The sequence below is a fragment of the Saprospiraceae bacterium genome (genome assembly GCA_016713025.1).
In the GTDB taxonomy this organism is placed as follows: domain Bacteria; phylum Bacteroidota; class Bacteroidia; order Chitinophagales; family Saprospiraceae; genus OLB9.
Window position 1 is genome coordinate 1,871,414 of record JADJPZ010000004.1, and the last position, 16,712, is coordinate 1,888,125.

The window sequence follows — 16,712 nt, forward strand, 5'->3', positions numbered from 1 at the left end:
ATATCTTTAATTAATATCACTTACTTTTGCCGAAAATTCAGCTCAAAAAACTTTTGAGTTGAACAAATATGATCAAACGTAGTGGTAAGTCCTGACGTAATATCTAAGTGCCTTCTTATCCATAACTTTATCAAATTCAACAACTTAACAAAATTTAAAAAATGAGCGAAAAAAAATTCTGGAATGACTTGCCCTTACTGATAATTGCAAGCCTTACATTGGGTTTGGCACCATTTTTCCGGAGCCACATATATGGGGAAAACTCAAATGGATAGCAGGTGGGGCTAATGGTATGCAACTTATGGATTGGTTTGATTTTTGCCATGTATGGTATCCCATGGGTACTATTGATCAGAGTTTTAACTCTGAAAGCAATCGATTATTTCAAAAGCAACAATCAAGTTTAACAAATAGGTCGTGTTTGTTTAAAATTTTCATCATCTCGCTCAGACCAAAAAATCAAACGATCATAACATCTGATCGACTACCCTACCGTACAAATCATATTCTTCTGCATCGGTGATCTCCACAAAAGCAAAATCTCCCAAACGAACAAAATTATCTTGAGCATTGACCAGTACTTCATTGTCCACTTCCGGCGAATCATATTCTGTACGACCGATGAAATATTCTCCTTCCTTTCTGTCAAATAGTACCCTAAATATTTTACCGACCTTTGCCTGATTATGATCCCATGAGATCGATTGTTGTAGCTCCATTATCCTATTGGCCCTTTCGGCTTTTTCTTCAGCGGAAAGGTCATCTGCCAGCAGAAATCCACTGGTATCCTCTTCGTGAGAATACTGAAATACACCGACCCTATCAAATCGCATTTCCCGGACAAAATCACACATTTCCTGAAACTCTGATTCTGTTTCGCCAGGAAATCCGACCAAAAATGTGGTACGTATAGCAATATCGGGTACGACAGATTTGGCATACTCAATCAACTCTTTTTGCTCCTGTCTGGTGGTCTGTCTTTTCATACGCTCCAGCACGCTATCCGCAGCATGCTGAAGAGGGATGTCGAGATAGTTGCATACTTTGGGCTGAGCGGCCATAGTGTCAAAAATCTCTATTGGAAATTTGCTCGGATAGGCATAGTGCAGTCGTATCCATTCGATACCTTCTACCTCACAAAGAGCATCCAACAACTCAGGAAGTGCTCTTTTTTTGTACAGATCCAGTCCATAGTAGGTAAGTTCCTGAGCTATGAGTACCAGCTCTTTGACCCCAATGGAAGCAAAATGTTTAGCCTCGGTAACCAGTGATTCTATGGTACGCGATATATGTTTGCCCCGCATCAGTGGGATGGCACAAAATGAACAAGTCCTGTTGCACCCTTCGGATATTTTCATATACGCAAAATGCTGTGGCGTAGTAAGTGTTCGCTCTCCTATGAGTTCGTGTTTGTAATCTGCATTGAGTTTGGCCAATAAACCAGGTAGCTCCAAAGTGCCAAAATAAGCGTCAACTTCGGGTATTTCTTTTTCAAGGTCGTCTTTATATCTCTGTGAGAGGCAACCTGTCACATATAATTTATCAATTCTACCCTGTGATTTGATATCGGCATATTGCACTATGGTATTGATAGACTCTTCTTTGGCCAGGTCTATAAATCCACAGGTATTAATGATAATGATATTGGCATCATCATTGCTTTCATGCATTACTTCGAAATCATTGGCTTTGAGCTGAGTGATGAGGTTTTCAGAGTCTACGAGATTTTTGGAGCACCCTAATGTGATGACGTTGACTTTATCTTGTCTGAGAGTTTTTGTCTTCATTTATCTTATTGAGCCGCAAAAATAGGATTTATAAACTCAAAAAGGTAATCACCTAAAATAAAAAAAGAGGCTTCACCTTTTATGACGCCTCTTTAAAATCAAAACAATTAGATCAACAATCTATACTTCTAAACTTTTAGTATGATTAAAGCCAAAAAGCTGAAATACCTTTCCTATACGTTGTACAATTTTAACAAATATAGCAGTAAATCTGTCGTCGTTACGATTCCGACTATATCGTCTCCATCCATCACTGGCAAAGCATGATAGGATCCTAAACTCAAAATCTCTGCTGCTTCTTTAATGGTGTCATCATGCTGTATCGTGTTAACACTTTTTGTCATCACATGACCTACTGTAAGTACATCAAAAAAATCTGCGCTAACAAATTCACCGGCACCTGCCTCCATGTATTTTATCCTGTCCATATCTGCCTTTGAAATAATCCCGACAAGGTTTTTACCTTTTTTGACGGGAATATGCCTGACTGCGTATTTGGACATAATTTCTCTTGCTTCTTTCAGTACCTGACTCTGCTCTAAACATATAGGGTTATCTGTCATTATCAAAGAAATTCTGTCTTCAACTCTTGGCTTCATGCTCTGTGTTTACGGTAGCAAAATTAAGAAACCTCTTAATAATGGCCAATGACAGACGTCAGGCAAGACTATGATCTAAATCATCTAATTGTAAACTCAAAATCAAAAAAATGCAAATAGGACACCTATATCATTGATTATCTATCTATTAATATATATCAGTGTCGTTTATAAGTATGTATGAAACCTTAAAAATATACTGCTACTAAATGAGCCTGCTCCGAAAACAATTATTTTTTGATAATCAACCATTTTTTACCAAATCCCATACCTGATCGGCAGTCAGGCCTAATGCCTAAAGGGATACGTTTGATTATCAATGTCGTAGAAATAAATATTTTCTATCAAAGACTCTTCAGATTGAACCCATAATTGTAGTATTTTTATGAGGTCATTGTGGCAAATTTTTCAATTTATCAATTTTCAATAATTCGATCCTGTTGTCGTCTATTGATATGAGTCCTTCACTCTTAAAATCCGACAGGGTCCTGATTGTAGTTTCTTTGGCTGTGCCGGCAAGGCTGGCGATATCATCGCGCAGCACAGACATGTTGGTCGAATGTTTGGACTCGCTGAATTTCAAAAGAGCATTAGCAACTCTTTTTCTAACTGATGAGTAAGCCATCTCGATCAATAGCCTTTCGGTTTCTTCTGATTGATTGGCCAGCATTTTTATAAATTTGGCAGAAAACTCCCTGTTATTAAACAGTAGAAGGGTAAAATCTTCGATGGGTATGAGCCGGAGTTCGCATTCGTCCAATGCAGCCACTGTATCATGATATTTTTCACCTTTCAGCAAAGGCAGATAGCCAAAAAAATCTCCCTGCGAATAAATATTAGTAGTAAATTCTTTTCCAAAGTCATTGACCTGATAAGACTTCAGGCTCCCCGAAGATACGAAATATAACCATTTTGGGTATTGACCTACTTCATATATAAGATCCTTTTTGTGATATTTTCTGGCCTCCCTGTTTTCAGACAGTTTGTCAAATTCTTTTTGAGCTTTGGCTTCATACATAAATCTCTGTAGACCGGCTCCGGATTTTTCAAAAGAAATTTTTATTCTTGCACTCTTTTTGAGTCTGATTTCTAAAGTATCGAGGAGCTGAACATCATCATAAGGTTTGGTGATGTAATCATCAGCTCCTAATCCCATCCCTCTCCTGAAATCTTCTTTTTCTGTTTTTGCTGTCAAAAAAATAAAAGGTATATCCATAGTTGAAGGCTGATTTGACAAGATCCTCAATACACCAAAACCGTCCAACTCCGGCATCATAATATCACATAAGATCAAATCAGGTATAATTTCCATGGCTTTTGTAGCGCCAATTTTTCCATTTTCGGCAGTCACCACCTGATAGCCGGAAAGTTCAAGTAATTCAGCAATATTTTCTCTTACATCTTTATTATCTTCAATTACTAATATTTTTACTTCCATGTATTATTAATTCGATTTTGTTATAAGTCCAATTTTAAGCAAAAAAATGTCGGAATATTATTATCCACTTACATTCTATTCAATGGGTTTTTGATAATTGTTTTTTATTTTTACGGTAAAAGTGGAACCAAGATACATTTTACTTTCAAAAGTAATCATTCCTTCCAGAATTTCTGCATATTTTTTTACAATATTTAATCCTAGTCCTGTTCCTTCTATATTGACGGCGTTTGAAGCCCTAAAAAAGCGATCACAAAGATGTTTTTGATCTTCATCCGGTATACCAATGCCATTATCCTTTACTTTAAAAATGACATAATCCGGTGACACTTCCAAATTGCATACTATGACACCATCATCATGAGTGTATTTTATGGCATTGGAAATCAGGTTTATCATGATGTTTTTAAGGATTTTTCTATCGGACTTCACTTTATCATTGTCGATATCATTTTCTTTTCCTTTATCAATGCTTATAATTTGATGGGGTTTGTAAATTGGTTTAAGCTCGTCAAGGACTTCTTCACATAGCACCATGGGATTAAAAATTTCCTGAGAAGTATTGATTTTGCCTTCTTCGAGTTTGTTCAGTGACAGAAAATCATTGAGTATTCCCGTAAGGTGTGTGACAGAGGACTTTATTTTTGTGATATGTTTTTCTCTTTGTTGTTGTTGATCCTTGTCGGAATATCTTCCAATGAGTGATACTGAAGATAAAATAGTGGCAAGAGGGGTTCTGAATTCATGTGAAGCCATAGACACAAACCTTGATTTTAATTCACCGAGTTCTCTTTCTTTTGCCAGGCTTTTTTCAAGTTCGATTTCCCTTATCTGTAGCAGGTTTTGAGCTTTAATTTTATCATTTATTTCGGCTTCAAGTTTTTTATTGAGAGAAAGCAGTTGATTTACAGCACCTTCCAATTCGTTGGTTCTGTCAATCACTTTATTTTCCAAAATTTCATTCATAGCTCTTAGTTGGTTTTCTGCGTTTTTTATCTCAGATAGATCATGGATAAAACCGGTATAAATTTTCCTTTCTTCCAGATCAATTTCTATTACTGCCAACCAAAAAGGAAAAAGTTCTCCATCTTTTTCTTGCCCTCAACTTCTCTGCCTATACCAATAATTCTGGCTTCCTTAGTATATTGATATCTTTCCATGTACTGGTCATGATGGCGACTATGATGGAAAGGCATAAGCATGTTTACATTTTTCCCTATTATATCTTCTTTAGAATAACCGAATAATTTACATGCTGCGCGATTGACTTCTTCGATAATACCTTTTTGATTGATGGTGATAATACCGTCCACAGCAGCATCAAATATAGCCTTAAGTTTAATCTCACTCTCTCTACCGCGTTCCATATTATGTTATTTTGTCAAACTTATTATTCGTAAAAGTGTAAACAATTATGTTTTATGAAGGGAGTAAAATATAATTGCAGGAATATTGAAATCATAGAAATATAATACTTTCTATTACTGCGTAGAACCCGAAAAAAATCATAATCATGAAGACTAATGACATAGGTCATATGCAAGTAAATTTAAATAATTGATCTTTGGCACAAATTTAAACAATTTAATATGAATCTACTTAACTCTGTTTCAAGTATTATGACACCAAATCCTATTTGTGTAAACAGCAAGGATACTTTGACTGTGGTAGACAAGTTGTTGAAGGAGCACCGAATACATCATTTACCGGTGATTTCTGATGGCAAATTAGTAGGAATGGTAAGTAAATCCGATTTTCTTTTTTTCCGAAGAGGCTTTTCTGATGAAAATTCCAAACTGGAAGATGAGGTAAGGATGAATAATTTTACAGTAAAAGACATCATGACCAGGAGGTTGGCTAAACTTGAGCCAACTGATAAGATCAATGTAGCGCTGGAAGTATTTAAAGAGAATCTCTTTCATGCCCTTCCTGTGGTTGAAGGCGACAAAATAGTTGGAATTGTATCTACATTTGATATAATAAAAAGACTTGCTATAGACGCTGAAGCCACCGCTGCATACGAATAATCAGTCAGGATGTGCAGGCTTTTGGTTATTGAGTTTAAAATTATGTGCGATGATAGACATTAAAATTTATGGTACTGGTAGTTCCGGGCATCAGTTGGCCAAAGAAAAACTTTCAAAATGTTTGGATGTAGCTGGTATAGAGTATCATTTAAAGGACATCACTAATATCCAGGAGATCATGGAGGACCAGATAGACTATGTTCCTTCTGTAAGAGTAAATGAAAGCCGTCTTTTTGAATTAAAGCAAAACGGTAATTATTCTCGGTCATTACGTGAAGCAATTCAAAAGATTCTTCAAATCGAAAATTATGGTAAAATGACAAAGATAATAGTTCCTACAGATTTTTCAGAAGCATCCAATAATGCTTATAACTTTGCACACCATCTGTCCAAAGACCTGCAAGGTATATTGAAAATTACACATATATACTATCCAACATCAACAGATGTCAATCAGTTTGTCGTCATCAATGAAGAAGCTGAAAAGATTCACAGAACCAAATTGGATGAATTTGTGCAAACTGTCAATCAGGATTGGATAAGCACATTTGTGAAAGAACCTTTTGTTGAAGGCGTGTTTAAGGTTGGATTTCCTCGGGCTGAGCTCACCGAAATGTCAAAACAGCCCGGCACTATCATGGTCATGGGAACTACGGGAGCAGGTGACACCTTCAAAAAAATATTCGGATCACTTTCGCTGGACATGACTGATCATTGTTACTGTCCTTTATTCTTGGTACCTCCTGGTGCTGCATATTCCAATATCGACGAAATCGTATACTTATCTGAAGATTTGAAAAACGATGCATTGCATCTCCTGTATACAGGAAGACTATGTCTGAAAGTCAATGCAGACTTAAGAATCGTGCACTACAGGACGAATGGAGAAGACACATACGATGTCAGCGATACTATAAAAGTCATGGAGTCTTACTTCCCTGAGCTGAGGTATCATATTGATATCTCTGATACTAAAGATATTTTTGATAGTATAAAATCACTCATCAAGGAAGATACCAATCATCTGGTAGTAGTATCAACAAAACATAGAAATATCTTTCAGAACTTGTTTCACAAGAGTATCTCTGAGTTTACAGCACTTAATAGTGATTGCCCTGTTCTGATTCTGTCGGACAAAACATCTGAAGCAAGTTTGACTTGATGGAAATAACTCTTAGGCAGTAGAATAAAAAGGTATGGAATACTTCTGAATCAGGTATTATGGTTGGTATATTTTTAAATATAAAGTTGTGTATATAACATATTGCACTTTTTTTTTGATCTAACCTTGAAATGAAAGGCATTGCAAGGTGATTCATGTGCTTCCATTAGAAAAATTGGGTATTGCGTCCAAGGAATGCGCCAAAATGCTCACCTTGCAAGCCAAGGTAGAAAAAGGAAACATGGTCCCTTCTTACCCCCTGGCCATGAAGGGGAGTCCTGCGCTTTGATTTTCAGAATTGGGCGGGTCGTTTCAAGTCTGGCTTGGAATGCAGGGATAGTGAAGAGCATTAACAATTTTTGTACAATAAGTTTTACACACCATAAAATCATCATACAGTAATATACTGAGTTGAACATTCGCTTTTTATGTGAACTGAATTAAACATAACAAGTATGAAAATATTTCTGATACCAATCCTAATAATATGTTGGTTTGCTGATATTTATGCTCAAAAAAATGTGCCATTAACTATCAATGAGAAGTACACTTTCCTTCACATCAACGGCTTGGAATATACTGGTGAATTCATTGAATCCAATGATAAATCCTATGTAATCAATAATGATGGGAAAAGGTATATTCTTGCTAAAGATGACATCAGAAAAATAAAACCATTCATAAATAAAAGTGACACAACTTTTGTGGAATTGAATAAAATAAGTCCTTACAAACTAAGGATAGATTTTAATATGGGAACAGGCGGTATGAAATCTCGTTTTGTGTCATCATATTATAAAAATAAGAGTTCAGAAACCAATGAATTTAGTACGATGAGCTTATCTTTTTATAATCAGATGAATAAAAATATTCAGGCTGGTCTTGAAATCGGTACTTCCAGCATGTTTCATCGAGTACATTATTCGATCGATGACCAAACAACAAGTGGTACAGTATTTCATGATCAAAGATATATATCATTATCTGCATACTGGTCTGGAGATCGACGTAGTTTATTCCATTTTGGAATAGGGATGGCTTATCTAAGGAATATAAACCCTACGTTTTTTGGAGGCTACACAATATCAACACCTAACAAACCAGATATTAACGGAATTATAGACTATAAACGATATTCAATGACAAAATCAAGCTATGCAGCATACATTGGTATGAAATTTTCGCCAAGAATATTTAAAAATATAGGTATTGTTGCAGATCTTAAGTACCAATTCAACAATTTACTCTCATTAGATGGATCGCAAAGCGGCGTTTCTTACAGAGGGATCATTGCCCAGTTAGGTGGTAGTTTGTATTTATGAGAATGCAGAATGCATAAAGTAAATTAATCGTTCATCAGAAATTTTAACATATTTAAATAACTTTGCCTTTCAATAACAAAATAGGCAAATGGATCATAAAAAGAGAATCATCAACTCTGAAGAACAGTTTCTTTCAGGACCCAATAGTCGGGGTAAAGAGTTGGTTTTTTTATTTAAAGTTTTTTTTCAGTTCATAAAGGGATTTAGAAAACTTCATTTTATAGGTCCTTGTATTACTGTTTTTGGGTCGGCAAGATTTGATGAGAACAATATTTTCTACAAACAAGCAAGAGAATTAGGTGGTTTGCTATCGGAGATGGGTTTTGCCGTGATGACGGGAGGAGGACCGGGAATCATGGAAGCTGCCAATCGAGGTGCATTTGAAAAGGGAGGACAATCCGTGGGTTGCACGATAAAATTGCCTAAAGAACAGGAATCCAATCCATATATGACAAGAGTGGTTGATTTCGATCATTTTTTTATCAGAAAGGTTTTGCTCACCAAGTATTCTTATGCATTTGTGGTGATGCCGGGAGGTTTCGGCACATTGGATGAGTTGTTTGAAACACTTACCTTGATTCAGACTGGCATAGTCCATCAGTTTCCTGTGGTGATCATGGGTAAAGATTACTATCAGGACATATATGAAATGATTCAAAAGATGATTTCAGAAAAAACTATTTCGCCCACCGATCAGCACCTGATAAAATTTACTGATGATCTGACTGAAGCTACTGATCACATACGTCAATATATCGGAAAAAATTATAAGATACTAAAGAAAGCATGGTGGTTGGGAGAATAGGATATGAATCACCATGCCGATATAAAACTATTAAAACTATTGTATTCCAATTATGGGTGTATCGTGTGTATAATATATTGCACAAATTCATATTTTCTTCCCCGCCAACCTAGTTCCCTTAAGGGACGCCCCACCCTTTACCACTCTTCAGACATCTGATCTTGCACTTTAATTCTACTTTGTCACCTTCAAAAATCTAAGTCAATTACACTTTCATCAAAATGTAATCAACCGGAAACCTGATATTTTTTGATAGTTAAAGATAAATGTATGGGTAAATTAGGGTCACAACTGTTGGGTTAACCCAACAGTTTCCAATCAATCGGAAAGTCCGTATAATTTGACAAAGTAGAATTAATTAAAATTTCTTTTGTTTTACCCTATAACTAAAGGGTGAGAAAAAAGATTTTTTTTTTGTTTTACCCCAGCCCTTAAAGGGAGAGAAAAAGAATTTTATAATGATCGAATGAAAAAATGGGATATACTCTTAATTATTGGGCCGCGGTATTAAGTCTCAAAACCAGCCTATACAATGGATAACTCAACAAAAGAAATATCAGTGCAAATTTACTGCTGTGTATATCAGAATACACTGCTCCTGCTAAAAACAAAATAGAAAGAACAATCAGCAGGTATGGTAAATACGGAAACCAGGGAGCTTTGTAAGGTCTCGAAAGTTCTGGCTCTGAATATCTTAATTTCACCAATGCCGCAAAACCGGCCGCATAACTCAATACAAAAAAGAATGTTGCAATATCGGAGAGTTTTCCGCATGTGTCTTTTCCACTTAGTATTAGCAAAACAGACAACAACGCCGTCAGTGGCATAGCAACAGATGGAGTTCCGGCTGCATTGACTCGAGTAGCTGCTTTGAAAAAAAGCTGATCCCTGCTCATTGAAAATATAACTCTCGGAGCAAACATAATCTGTGCATTGACAATACCTAAAATGGAAATCATCAAAAACAATGTAATGATCTTGGAATATCCATCGCCAAAAATATAACTGATGGTATCGGCTGCTGCCAGTTTTGAGTTCATCAGCATCGACTCCGGAAGGGCATAAAGGATTGCTCCATTGACCAAAAGGTAAATGAAAATGATCAAAAGTACACCTGTAATCATGGATTTAGGCATCGTTTTGGCAGGATCAGTATTCTCTTCTGTAAAGTATGTGGCGGTGTGCCATCCATCGTATGTGTAAAATATAGCTTGCAAAGCAGCTATGACACTGATAAATGTCAATGGAGCCATTGTTGCATTAACTGTTTCAGTCAACTGAGACCCCTGTGGGTCATTTCCAAAAATAAAACATACTGCTACAAATAATAAAAGTCCTACAGCTTTGATGACTGCCAGTATTTCCTGTGATTTTCCAGCTGATTTTGTTCCCAACCAATGAAACCCCGTCAGAATTGCCAATAATACCACAGACATAAGTTGAATATATGATTCTGTATCCGGTATAAGTAAGGCTATATATTCGCTCATGGTATACGCGCCAAAACCCAAGGCTGACACCGTCCCAAGCCAACTGGTAATCCCAGTGACAAATCCAAAGTAATTACCAAAAGCCCTTCTGGCATATACATACCAGGCACCTGCTTGTGGCATGGAAATGGCCAGTTCTATAGCACAAAGCACTCCGAGCAATGCATAAATTCCGACTGCTGTCCAGAGCAAAAGTATGATCCATGGTTCTCCGATTTGAGCCGCAATTGGTCCCGGTTTGCGCAATATTCCTGTCCCAATAGTACCACCTACAGTCACTGCGATGCCAAAACCGACACCAAGTAGTTTTAAGAGTTGATTGTTTTGATTGGACATAGATACGCAGATATTACTGTTTTAATGGGTCGTCAAGACGGTAATTAAGACGGTTATCACAAAGAAAAATTTATATCTAATATCAGGAATTAAACAAACCGTCGTACTCCGATCCCTTACCACGGGTCTGAATATCAGGTTGCTTCAACTCCAGAATTTCATCATCTGCCCTTTCTTTGCCTCCGAGAAGGAGTAAAGTCGAATTCTTCTCATAATCTTCCAGCATTTTTAAGCCCTGCTCTTCAAAGACACCATTTTGCAAATCTATGGAATTCATAAAGTTGGAAGACATCTCCATGAAACGCTCCATCTCACCTACTTTGTTGGCAACATCATCAGCTATCACTTCCATGGCCTGATCAAACATGGCTCTTTTGTCCGCATCTCCTTTGATGATACTCATGGCTGATCTCATAGCAGAGTGACTTGCTCTGATGGCTTTTCTTTCCTGCTCTTTTACTTTGACCTGATCTGTGGTATCTTCTATGAGAATTTCCGAGTTGGAGTACATTTTAGTCAATACCCTATACAGGATGGACATTTTAGTATGTAATGCAGTATACTTTTCATTGCTTTCCTGGAGTCTTGCTGCTTTTCTGCTTGCCAGTAACATAGCACTTTCATTGGATTGTTCTTTGGCTTTTTTTGCGATAAGCATATTGTTTTGAATCTCTTTGTTATTTTCTTCCACTATAGTGACGAGTTTTCTCATCTGGCCTTTCAGGTTGCCGATCTGAGTACCCATCTTCTGAAGATTGTCCTGAAGGTCACTGATATAGTTTTTGAGTATACCGATCGGATCGATAGTTACAAAAACCCCCGTAATCCATCTCATCACACTCTTGTACATGTATGAAACGAGCGTCCGCCATTTGGGATCCAAAACCATGTAAATAATTAAACCCAAAACAGCTAATAAGGCAACTATACCTATTGTATTGGACAACATAGCAAGGATCGCCGCACTAAACTTAAAAAGTAAAAAACCCAAACCACCAATGATAGCTGCAAGAAATAAAGCCCCTGTAGTACCCTCAGGTTTTTGCCAAAATGACTTGGGTTTAAATTCTGTATTAGGAAAATTTGCCATAAGTTGGTAATTATTTTATTAGATTAAGAGTATGTTTAAAATTTATCCTTTAGCAATAAAATGTTTTATTTGGGCTATAAATTCGTTAAATTTTTCGCCGAATTGCCCATCCGCCGTGGCGGACTAAAAAATTTGCCTTTTTTCGCTCAAAATAAGTTCATCTTGTTATCCAAAAACAAAATTTAAACATACTCTAAACTGAATTCAAGAACAAAGATATTAATCTAAACTAATTTTTATAAAATTTTATCATAAAGTAAGCCATCTTCCTCAATTTCTGTGTATAAAATATCAAAAGTGTTCTTAAACTGGTTTCTTGTATCTTCAATTTTGGATTGGGAAGCATCCAGAGATTGTTTTATGTTTTCAATCTCCTGACCAATAATGACTTGCTCTTTGTGCAATTGTTCTATTTTACGTTGATTTTCTTCAATTTTATCCTGAAGTCTTTTTACATCGAGAGTTTTAGCGTCAATATTGGTGGAAATCTGATTTTTAAGTGCTACTGCAAATTGCTCCTTTTCCTTATTCAGGATATTTTTGTAATGCTGCACTGTCAATAGTAGCTTTTCTTTTGTCAGACCCATAGTGGAGGCTGTCATGTAAGCACTCTTTGACGCCGTTGCTTCATCCATACCCATGGCGCAAAGAGATTTGTAAGATTGTTTGAATTTAAGATAATCAAAATATTTTTGTTGCCCATCTTTAATGGCTGTCAGTAATTTCATCAACACCTTTTCATTCATCTGGTCAGAAACTAAAAACAGTTCTTTTAAATTTATTGTCATAATACTATTCAAATAGGTTTAATAATATACAATTATCAGGGATTTGGTCATTTTGGTCAAAAATTCAACTTTTATCCCAGGCTCATTTACCTGATATAACAAATATTTATTGTTTTAGAAAGCACAAATATAACTGAATTGTTCTTTATTCTTTTCAATAATTCGATAAACTCAAGCAGCTATCCTACCAAGGCTATCGATAAAAGCTTACCTTTCTTTTTTTCTGATAGATTCTAAATGTCTTTGAGCAAACCACTCAAACATCGTGAGATGTGATGGGTTACCATCGTCAAATGACTGACTGTACAGTCCCTTAGTACTGCGTTGGCGGGAAGCTTCAAACAGAGAAACAGCGCATGCGACACTCACATTGAGGCTTTGGACCATACCATACTGCGGGATAATAAAATTGCCATCCAAAAGACTTATTGCTTCTTCAGAAATCCCTGCATGTTCATTTCCAAACATCAATGCCACTGAATCTGTGAGATCGAGATCGTACAGGGAGAGTGCGTCAGTGCTGAGATGTGTACCATAAATTTTGTTGTATTTTTTTCTTACATCAACTATACAAGCTGCTATATTGTCATAGTAATAAGTATTGATCCATTTCCTGGCACCTGAAGAAGCGTTTTTACCCACTTTTTTTGCAGCATGACCAAAAGTACCTTCTGTGTATACCACATATATTTCTGATACACCTATGGCATCGCAGCTTCGCACTATTGCACCGATATTGTGCGGATCATGCACATTTTCCAGAATTACAGATATTTTTTGTCGTTTAGCAACAACATTTTTAAACTTCAGAGCACGGTCTTCATTGATTGCGGCATTCAATACTTTATTTGCCATGTGTTGTCTTTAAAATTCAAAATATGGAGATATTTATTCTCAAAATAATCAAATTTATCTTCAACACTGTTCACCTTTGAATCATCAGTCCATGATTTTACAACGTTAAACCTTGTCAAAAGAAACTTTTCATCTTCCTGCCAAAGAAAATTCTGAAAAGTCTTGCCATGTTTCCACAAATTCCTGCCTACATAGTTTATCAAATCATAAGCTCTTATAGCTTCATCACCCGGAATTTCACCATATTTCTGCAAGTAATCTTTTTTAAATTTTAATATACCGTTTATATCCTGACCGCCATCTTCAGACATGACTACATTGATATTGAGAGTATGATAGTATTCATAATCAATTTTATCTGATTCATATATCAAAGGCATACCATACACATCTATGCTGCGACTTCCTTTGTCGACTCCTAGTCTTTTCAAAGCTGCAATAATATAATCTTCATCATCGTAAGAATAGGAAGGCAAGATCACCGCTTTCAATCCTGAACCCATCAACTTGCTGAATACAGCTTTGCCCTTTCTGAGTGTATCCAGGTCGATATATAGAGGAATATAAAAATTTTCAATTCCTGAAAACTTAACTGCGTTCTCCTGAAAATGATCTACCCAAGCAGATGATTCTTTGTTATTTTTGACAATGATAGCTACTTCTCCAGGTTTATATTGTGAGACAGTACTTTCTGCAAGTTTTTTAAAATGGTCTTTCAAATTGGGTTTTATCTGGATATAATATGGGTTTTCAGATGTGATTTTTGTACTCGTCTGCCATGGAGATACTATCGGTATTCCTGCTTCTTTACATTTTTCAGCCATTATTTTAATATCTTCACGCTCATATGGACCTATGATGAGATCTGTTTCATTTTTCAAAATGGTCTCTACCCTATCAATAAAACTTTGATTTCCTTCGTTGGTATCAATCACTTTTGTTTTAAGTTGAATTCCTTCTTTCTCAAGTAGTTCGAGTCCCATAAGCATGCCTGCATAAAATTGTAAAAATCTGGTATCTGACGGCAAGTTGCTTTGATCAGAATCCAATGGTAACAGCAAAGTTATATTATATTCATCTTTAAAAACCTGATTATTATTTTTATTATAATTATCAGCCTTTTTAGCTTTACCTGTTTGGATGGGTTTGTATGAAGGTGATACATCTTTCCATTTCAAAGTGTCTGTTTTTACTACATTCTTTTCTGCAGCAGGCGATGTTTTTTTGTTCTCTTTATTTTCAGCGGGCAGTTTCTTTTTGGCGGTATCTGCCTTTATTATCTGTACATTAGAATCACCTGTACTTTTTTTGGAAACTGCACAAGACGAAAAAATAGAAGCTATTATTACAGCTATCAAAAAATTACTCCCATTCAATAGTGGACGGTGGTTTTGTACTGATATCATACACTACTCTATTTATTCCTTTTACCTGATTGATAATATCGCTTGAAATTTTTGCCAGCAAATCATACGGCAAATGGCTCCACTCAGCTGTCATTCCATCTACAGAATTGACACATCGCAGCGCTATGGTATACTCATAAGTCCGTTCGTCACCCATGACACCTACTGACTGGACAGGAAGTAAAATAGCTCCCGCCTGCCATACTTTGTCATACCATCCCGAAGCCTTCAGATGATCAGTATATATCTTGTCAGCCTCCTGACATAATATTACTTTTTCACGACTGATTGCTCCCAAAACTCTGATCCCCAAACCAGGTCCTGGAAAAGGATGTCGTTTCAACAATAGGTCCGGTACTCCTAGTTCCTTTCCTGCTTTTCTGACTTCATCTTTAAAAAGCATCCGAAGAGGTTCGACAAGTTTCAGCTTTAGTTTTTCCGGGAGGCCGCCTACATTGTGATGAGATTTAATAGTGACAGAAGGTCCATGTACCGACACTGATTCTATAACATCAGGATAAATAGTTCCCTGACCAAGCCACTTTACTTCAGGATGTTTATGAGATTCGTCCTCAAATACATTTATGAATGATTTTCCAATAATTTTGCGTTTGTGTTCCGGATCAGCTATACCATCCAAAGCATCCAAAAACCTATCTGCAGCTTTCACTCCTGAGATATTGAGTCCCATTCCTTCATAAGATTTCAATACTTCATCAAATTCATTTTTTCGCAGCAATCCATTGTCTATAAATACACAATGTAATCTGTTGCCGATAGCTCTGTGGATCAGGCATGCAGCCACGGTAGAGTCTACCCCTCCGGAAAGCCCCATCATCACGTGTTCATCACCCAACTCAGTTTTGAGTCTAGCTACGGTTTCATTTACCATGGATGCGGGTGTCCATTCGCATTTACATCCTGCTATATGATGAACAAAGTTGGACAATATTTCCTTTCCATTCAGGCTGTGAGTCACCTCAGGATGAAACTGAAGGCAGTAAACAGGAAATCTGTAATGACCAGGATTGCTTCTGTAAGCAGCCACAATATCTGATGTTTTTGCAATAATTTCAAACCCTTCGGGAACTTCTGCTATGGAATCACCATGTGACATCCATACTTGGGTTGCTGGGTCTATTTCGTCAAAGATTTCATCGGGTTCGACTACTGTCATGATAGCCTTACCGTATTCTCTTTTATCAGATTTGAGTACTTTCCCGCTGAGTTTGTGAGATATTAACTGTGCCCCATAACAAATTCCTAGTACCGGATACTTATCGATAACTTTGGTTAAGTCCAAGTCGAGTGCACTTTCATCCAAAACAGAAAATGGACTGCCGGATAAAATCACAGCTTTTATATCGTTGCGTTGAGGAAATTTGTTGAAAGGGTAAATTTCGCAATACACATTGAGTTCTCTCAATCTTCTGGCTATCAACTGAGTATATTGAGAACCAAAATCCAAAATCAATACTAATTCATTCATAAAGGCAAAGATACATACTTACAATCACCCAAACAAAAAGTTGAGCATCAATGTGAATATATCATACCGTACAATTAATGAAACATCTTCTTTTATGTCCTTGTCTTCTTACATTGGC

At 36.5% G+C, this 16,712-nt stretch carries 13 protein-coding genes and 1 pseudogene; 4 read left to right on the plus strand and 10 right to left on the minus strand.

Annotated features, from left to right (window positions below):
* Positions 1 to 467 precede the first annotated feature (467 nt).
* The 4 genes and pseudogenes from rimO to IPK35_14340 form a co-directional block, all read right to left on the minus strand.
* A complete protein-coding gene (gene rimO / locus IPK35_14325; protein MBK8054399.1) occupies positions 468 to 1,787 on the minus strand; it encodes a 30S ribosomal protein S12 methylthiotransferase RimO in 1,320 nt (439 codons plus the stop codon).
* A 173-nt stretch (positions 1,788 to 1,960) separates the two neighbouring features.
* Positions 1,961 to 2,386: a CBS domain-containing protein gene (locus IPK35_14330; protein MBK8054400.1), complete on the minus strand. Its 426-nt coding sequence runs from the start codon at positions 2,384 to 2,386 to the stop codon at positions 1,961 to 1,963.
* 391 nt (positions 2,387 to 2,777) lie between these two features.
* A complete protein-coding gene (locus IPK35_14335; protein ID MBK8054401.1) occupies positions 2,778 to 3,824 on the minus strand; it encodes a response regulator in 1,047 nt (348 codons plus the stop codon).
* Positions 3,825 to 3,899: 75 nt separating this feature from the next.
* Positions 3,900 to 5,191, minus strand: a pseudogene (locus tag IPK35_14340) (PAS domain-containing sensor histidine kinase).
* Positions 5,192 to 5,413: 222 nt separating this feature from the next.
* Between IPK35_14340 and IPK35_14345 the strand changes: the two are divergent.
* The 4 genes from IPK35_14345 (at position 5,414) to IPK35_14360 (ending at position 9,140) form a co-directional block, all read left to right on the plus strand.
* Complete coding sequence (locus IPK35_14345) at positions 5,414 to 5,851, plus strand: CBS domain-containing protein (GenBank protein ID MBK8054402.1); 438 nt, start codon at positions 5,414 to 5,416, stop codon at positions 5,849 to 5,851.
* A gap of 49 nt (positions 5,852 to 5,900) precedes the next feature.
* Complete coding sequence (locus IPK35_14350) at positions 5,901 to 7,013, plus strand: universal stress protein (GenBank protein ID MBK8054403.1); 1,113 nt, start codon at positions 5,901 to 5,903, stop codon at positions 7,011 to 7,013.
* A 455-nt stretch (positions 7,014 to 7,468) separates the two neighbouring features.
* Positions 7,469 to 8,335 carry a hypothetical protein gene (locus IPK35_14355; protein ID MBK8054404.1) on the plus strand — a complete coding sequence of 289 codons (867 nt, stop codon included), beginning with the start codon at positions 7,469 to 7,471 and terminating at the stop codon, positions 8,333 to 8,335.
* A gap of 88 nt (positions 8,336 to 8,423) precedes the next feature.
* Entirely contained in the window at positions 8,424 to 9,140 is a 717-nt protein-coding gene (locus IPK35_14360) for a TIGR00730 family Rossman fold protein (protein MBK8054405.1), read from the plus strand.
* 491 nt (positions 9,141 to 9,631) lie between these two features.
* Here the strand turns inward: IPK35_14360 and IPK35_14365 are convergent, their stop codons facing one another.
* The 6 genes from IPK35_14365 to guaA form a co-directional block, all read right to left on the minus strand.
* Entirely contained in the window at positions 9,632 to 10,966 is a 1,335-nt protein-coding gene (locus IPK35_14365) for an APC family permease (GenBank protein MBK8054406.1), read from the minus strand.
* An 82-nt stretch (positions 10,967 to 11,048) separates the two neighbouring features.
* Positions 11,049 to 12,056 carry a hypothetical protein gene (locus tag IPK35_14370; GenBank protein MBK8054407.1) on the minus strand — a complete coding sequence of 336 codons (1,008 nt, stop codon included), beginning with the start codon at positions 12,054 to 12,056 and terminating at the stop codon, positions 11,049 to 11,051.
* A gap of 236 nt (positions 12,057 to 12,292) precedes the next feature.
* Positions 12,293 to 12,844: a hypothetical protein gene (locus IPK35_14375; protein MBK8054408.1), complete on the minus strand. Its 552-nt coding sequence runs from the start codon at positions 12,842 to 12,844 to the stop codon at positions 12,293 to 12,295.
* Between the two features lie 207 nt (positions 12,845 to 13,051).
* The gene (locus tag IPK35_14380; protein ID MBK8054409.1) at positions 13,052 to 13,699 is read right to left on the minus strand and encodes an RNA methyltransferase; all 648 of its coding nucleotides are present in this window, start codon (positions 13,697 to 13,699) and stop codon (positions 13,052 to 13,054) included.
* Complete coding sequence (locus IPK35_14385; protein ID MBK8054410.1) at positions 13,681 to 15,105, minus strand: amino acid ABC transporter substrate-binding protein; 1,425 nt, start codon at positions 15,103 to 15,105, stop codon at positions 13,681 to 13,683. The genes IPK35_14380 and IPK35_14385 overlap by 19 nt, the downstream gene beginning before the upstream one ends.
* Positions 15,062 to 16,594: a glutamine-hydrolyzing GMP synthase gene (gene guaA, locus IPK35_14390; protein MBK8054411.1), complete on the minus strand. Its 1,533-nt coding sequence runs from the start codon at positions 16,592 to 16,594 to the stop codon at positions 15,062 to 15,064. The genes IPK35_14385 and guaA overlap by 44 nt, the downstream gene beginning before the upstream one ends.
* Positions 16,595 to 16,712: the final 118 nt, after the last annotated feature.

Bases quoted from the DNA above. Each gene is read 5' to 3' on its own strand.
- IPK35_14355 (MBK8054404.1), top strand. From the start codon at position 7,469: ATGAAAATATTTCTGATACCAATCCTAATAATATGTTGGTTTGCTGAT.
- guaA (MBK8054411.1), bottom strand. From the start codon at position 16,594: ATGAATGAATTAGTATTGATTTTGGATTTTGGTTCTCAATATACTCAG.
- IPK35_14330 (MBK8054400.1), bottom strand. From the start codon at position 2,386: ATGAAGCCAAGAGTTGAAGACAGAATTTCTTTGATAATGACAGATAAC.
- IPK35_14345 (MBK8054402.1), top strand. From the start codon at position 5,414: ATGAATCTACTTAACTCTGTTTCAAGTATTATGACACCAAATCCTATT.
- IPK35_14365 (MBK8054406.1), bottom strand. From the start codon at position 10,966: ATGTCCAATCAAAACAATCAACTCTTAAAACTACTTGGTGTCGGTTTT.
- IPK35_14385 (MBK8054410.1), bottom strand. From the start codon at position 15,105: ATGATATCAGTACAAAACCACCGTCCACTATTGAATGGGAGTAATTTT.
- rimO (MBK8054399.1), bottom strand. From the start codon at position 1,787: ATGAAGACAAAAACTCTCAGACAAGATAAAGTCAACGTCATCACATTA.
- IPK35_14370 (MBK8054407.1), bottom strand. From the start codon at position 12,056: ATGGCAAATTTTCCTAATACAGAATTTAAACCCAAGTCATTTTGGCAA.
- IPK35_14380 (MBK8054409.1), bottom strand. From the start codon at position 13,699: ATGGCAAATAAAGTATTGAATGCCGCAATCAATGAAGACCGTGCTCTG.
- IPK35_14335 (MBK8054401.1), bottom strand. From the start codon at position 3,824: ATGGAAGTAAAAATATTAGTAATTGAAGATAATAAAGATGTAAGAGAA.
- IPK35_14360 (MBK8054405.1), top strand. From the start codon at position 8,424: ATGGATCATAAAAAGAGAATCATCAACTCTGAAGAACAGTTTCTTTCA.
- IPK35_14375 (MBK8054408.1), bottom strand. From the start codon at position 12,844: ATGACAATAAATTTAAAAGAACTGTTTTTAGTTTCTGACCAGATGAAT.
- IPK35_14350 (MBK8054403.1), top strand. From the start codon at position 5,901: ATGATAGACATTAAAATTTATGGTACTGGTAGTTCCGGGCATCAGTTG.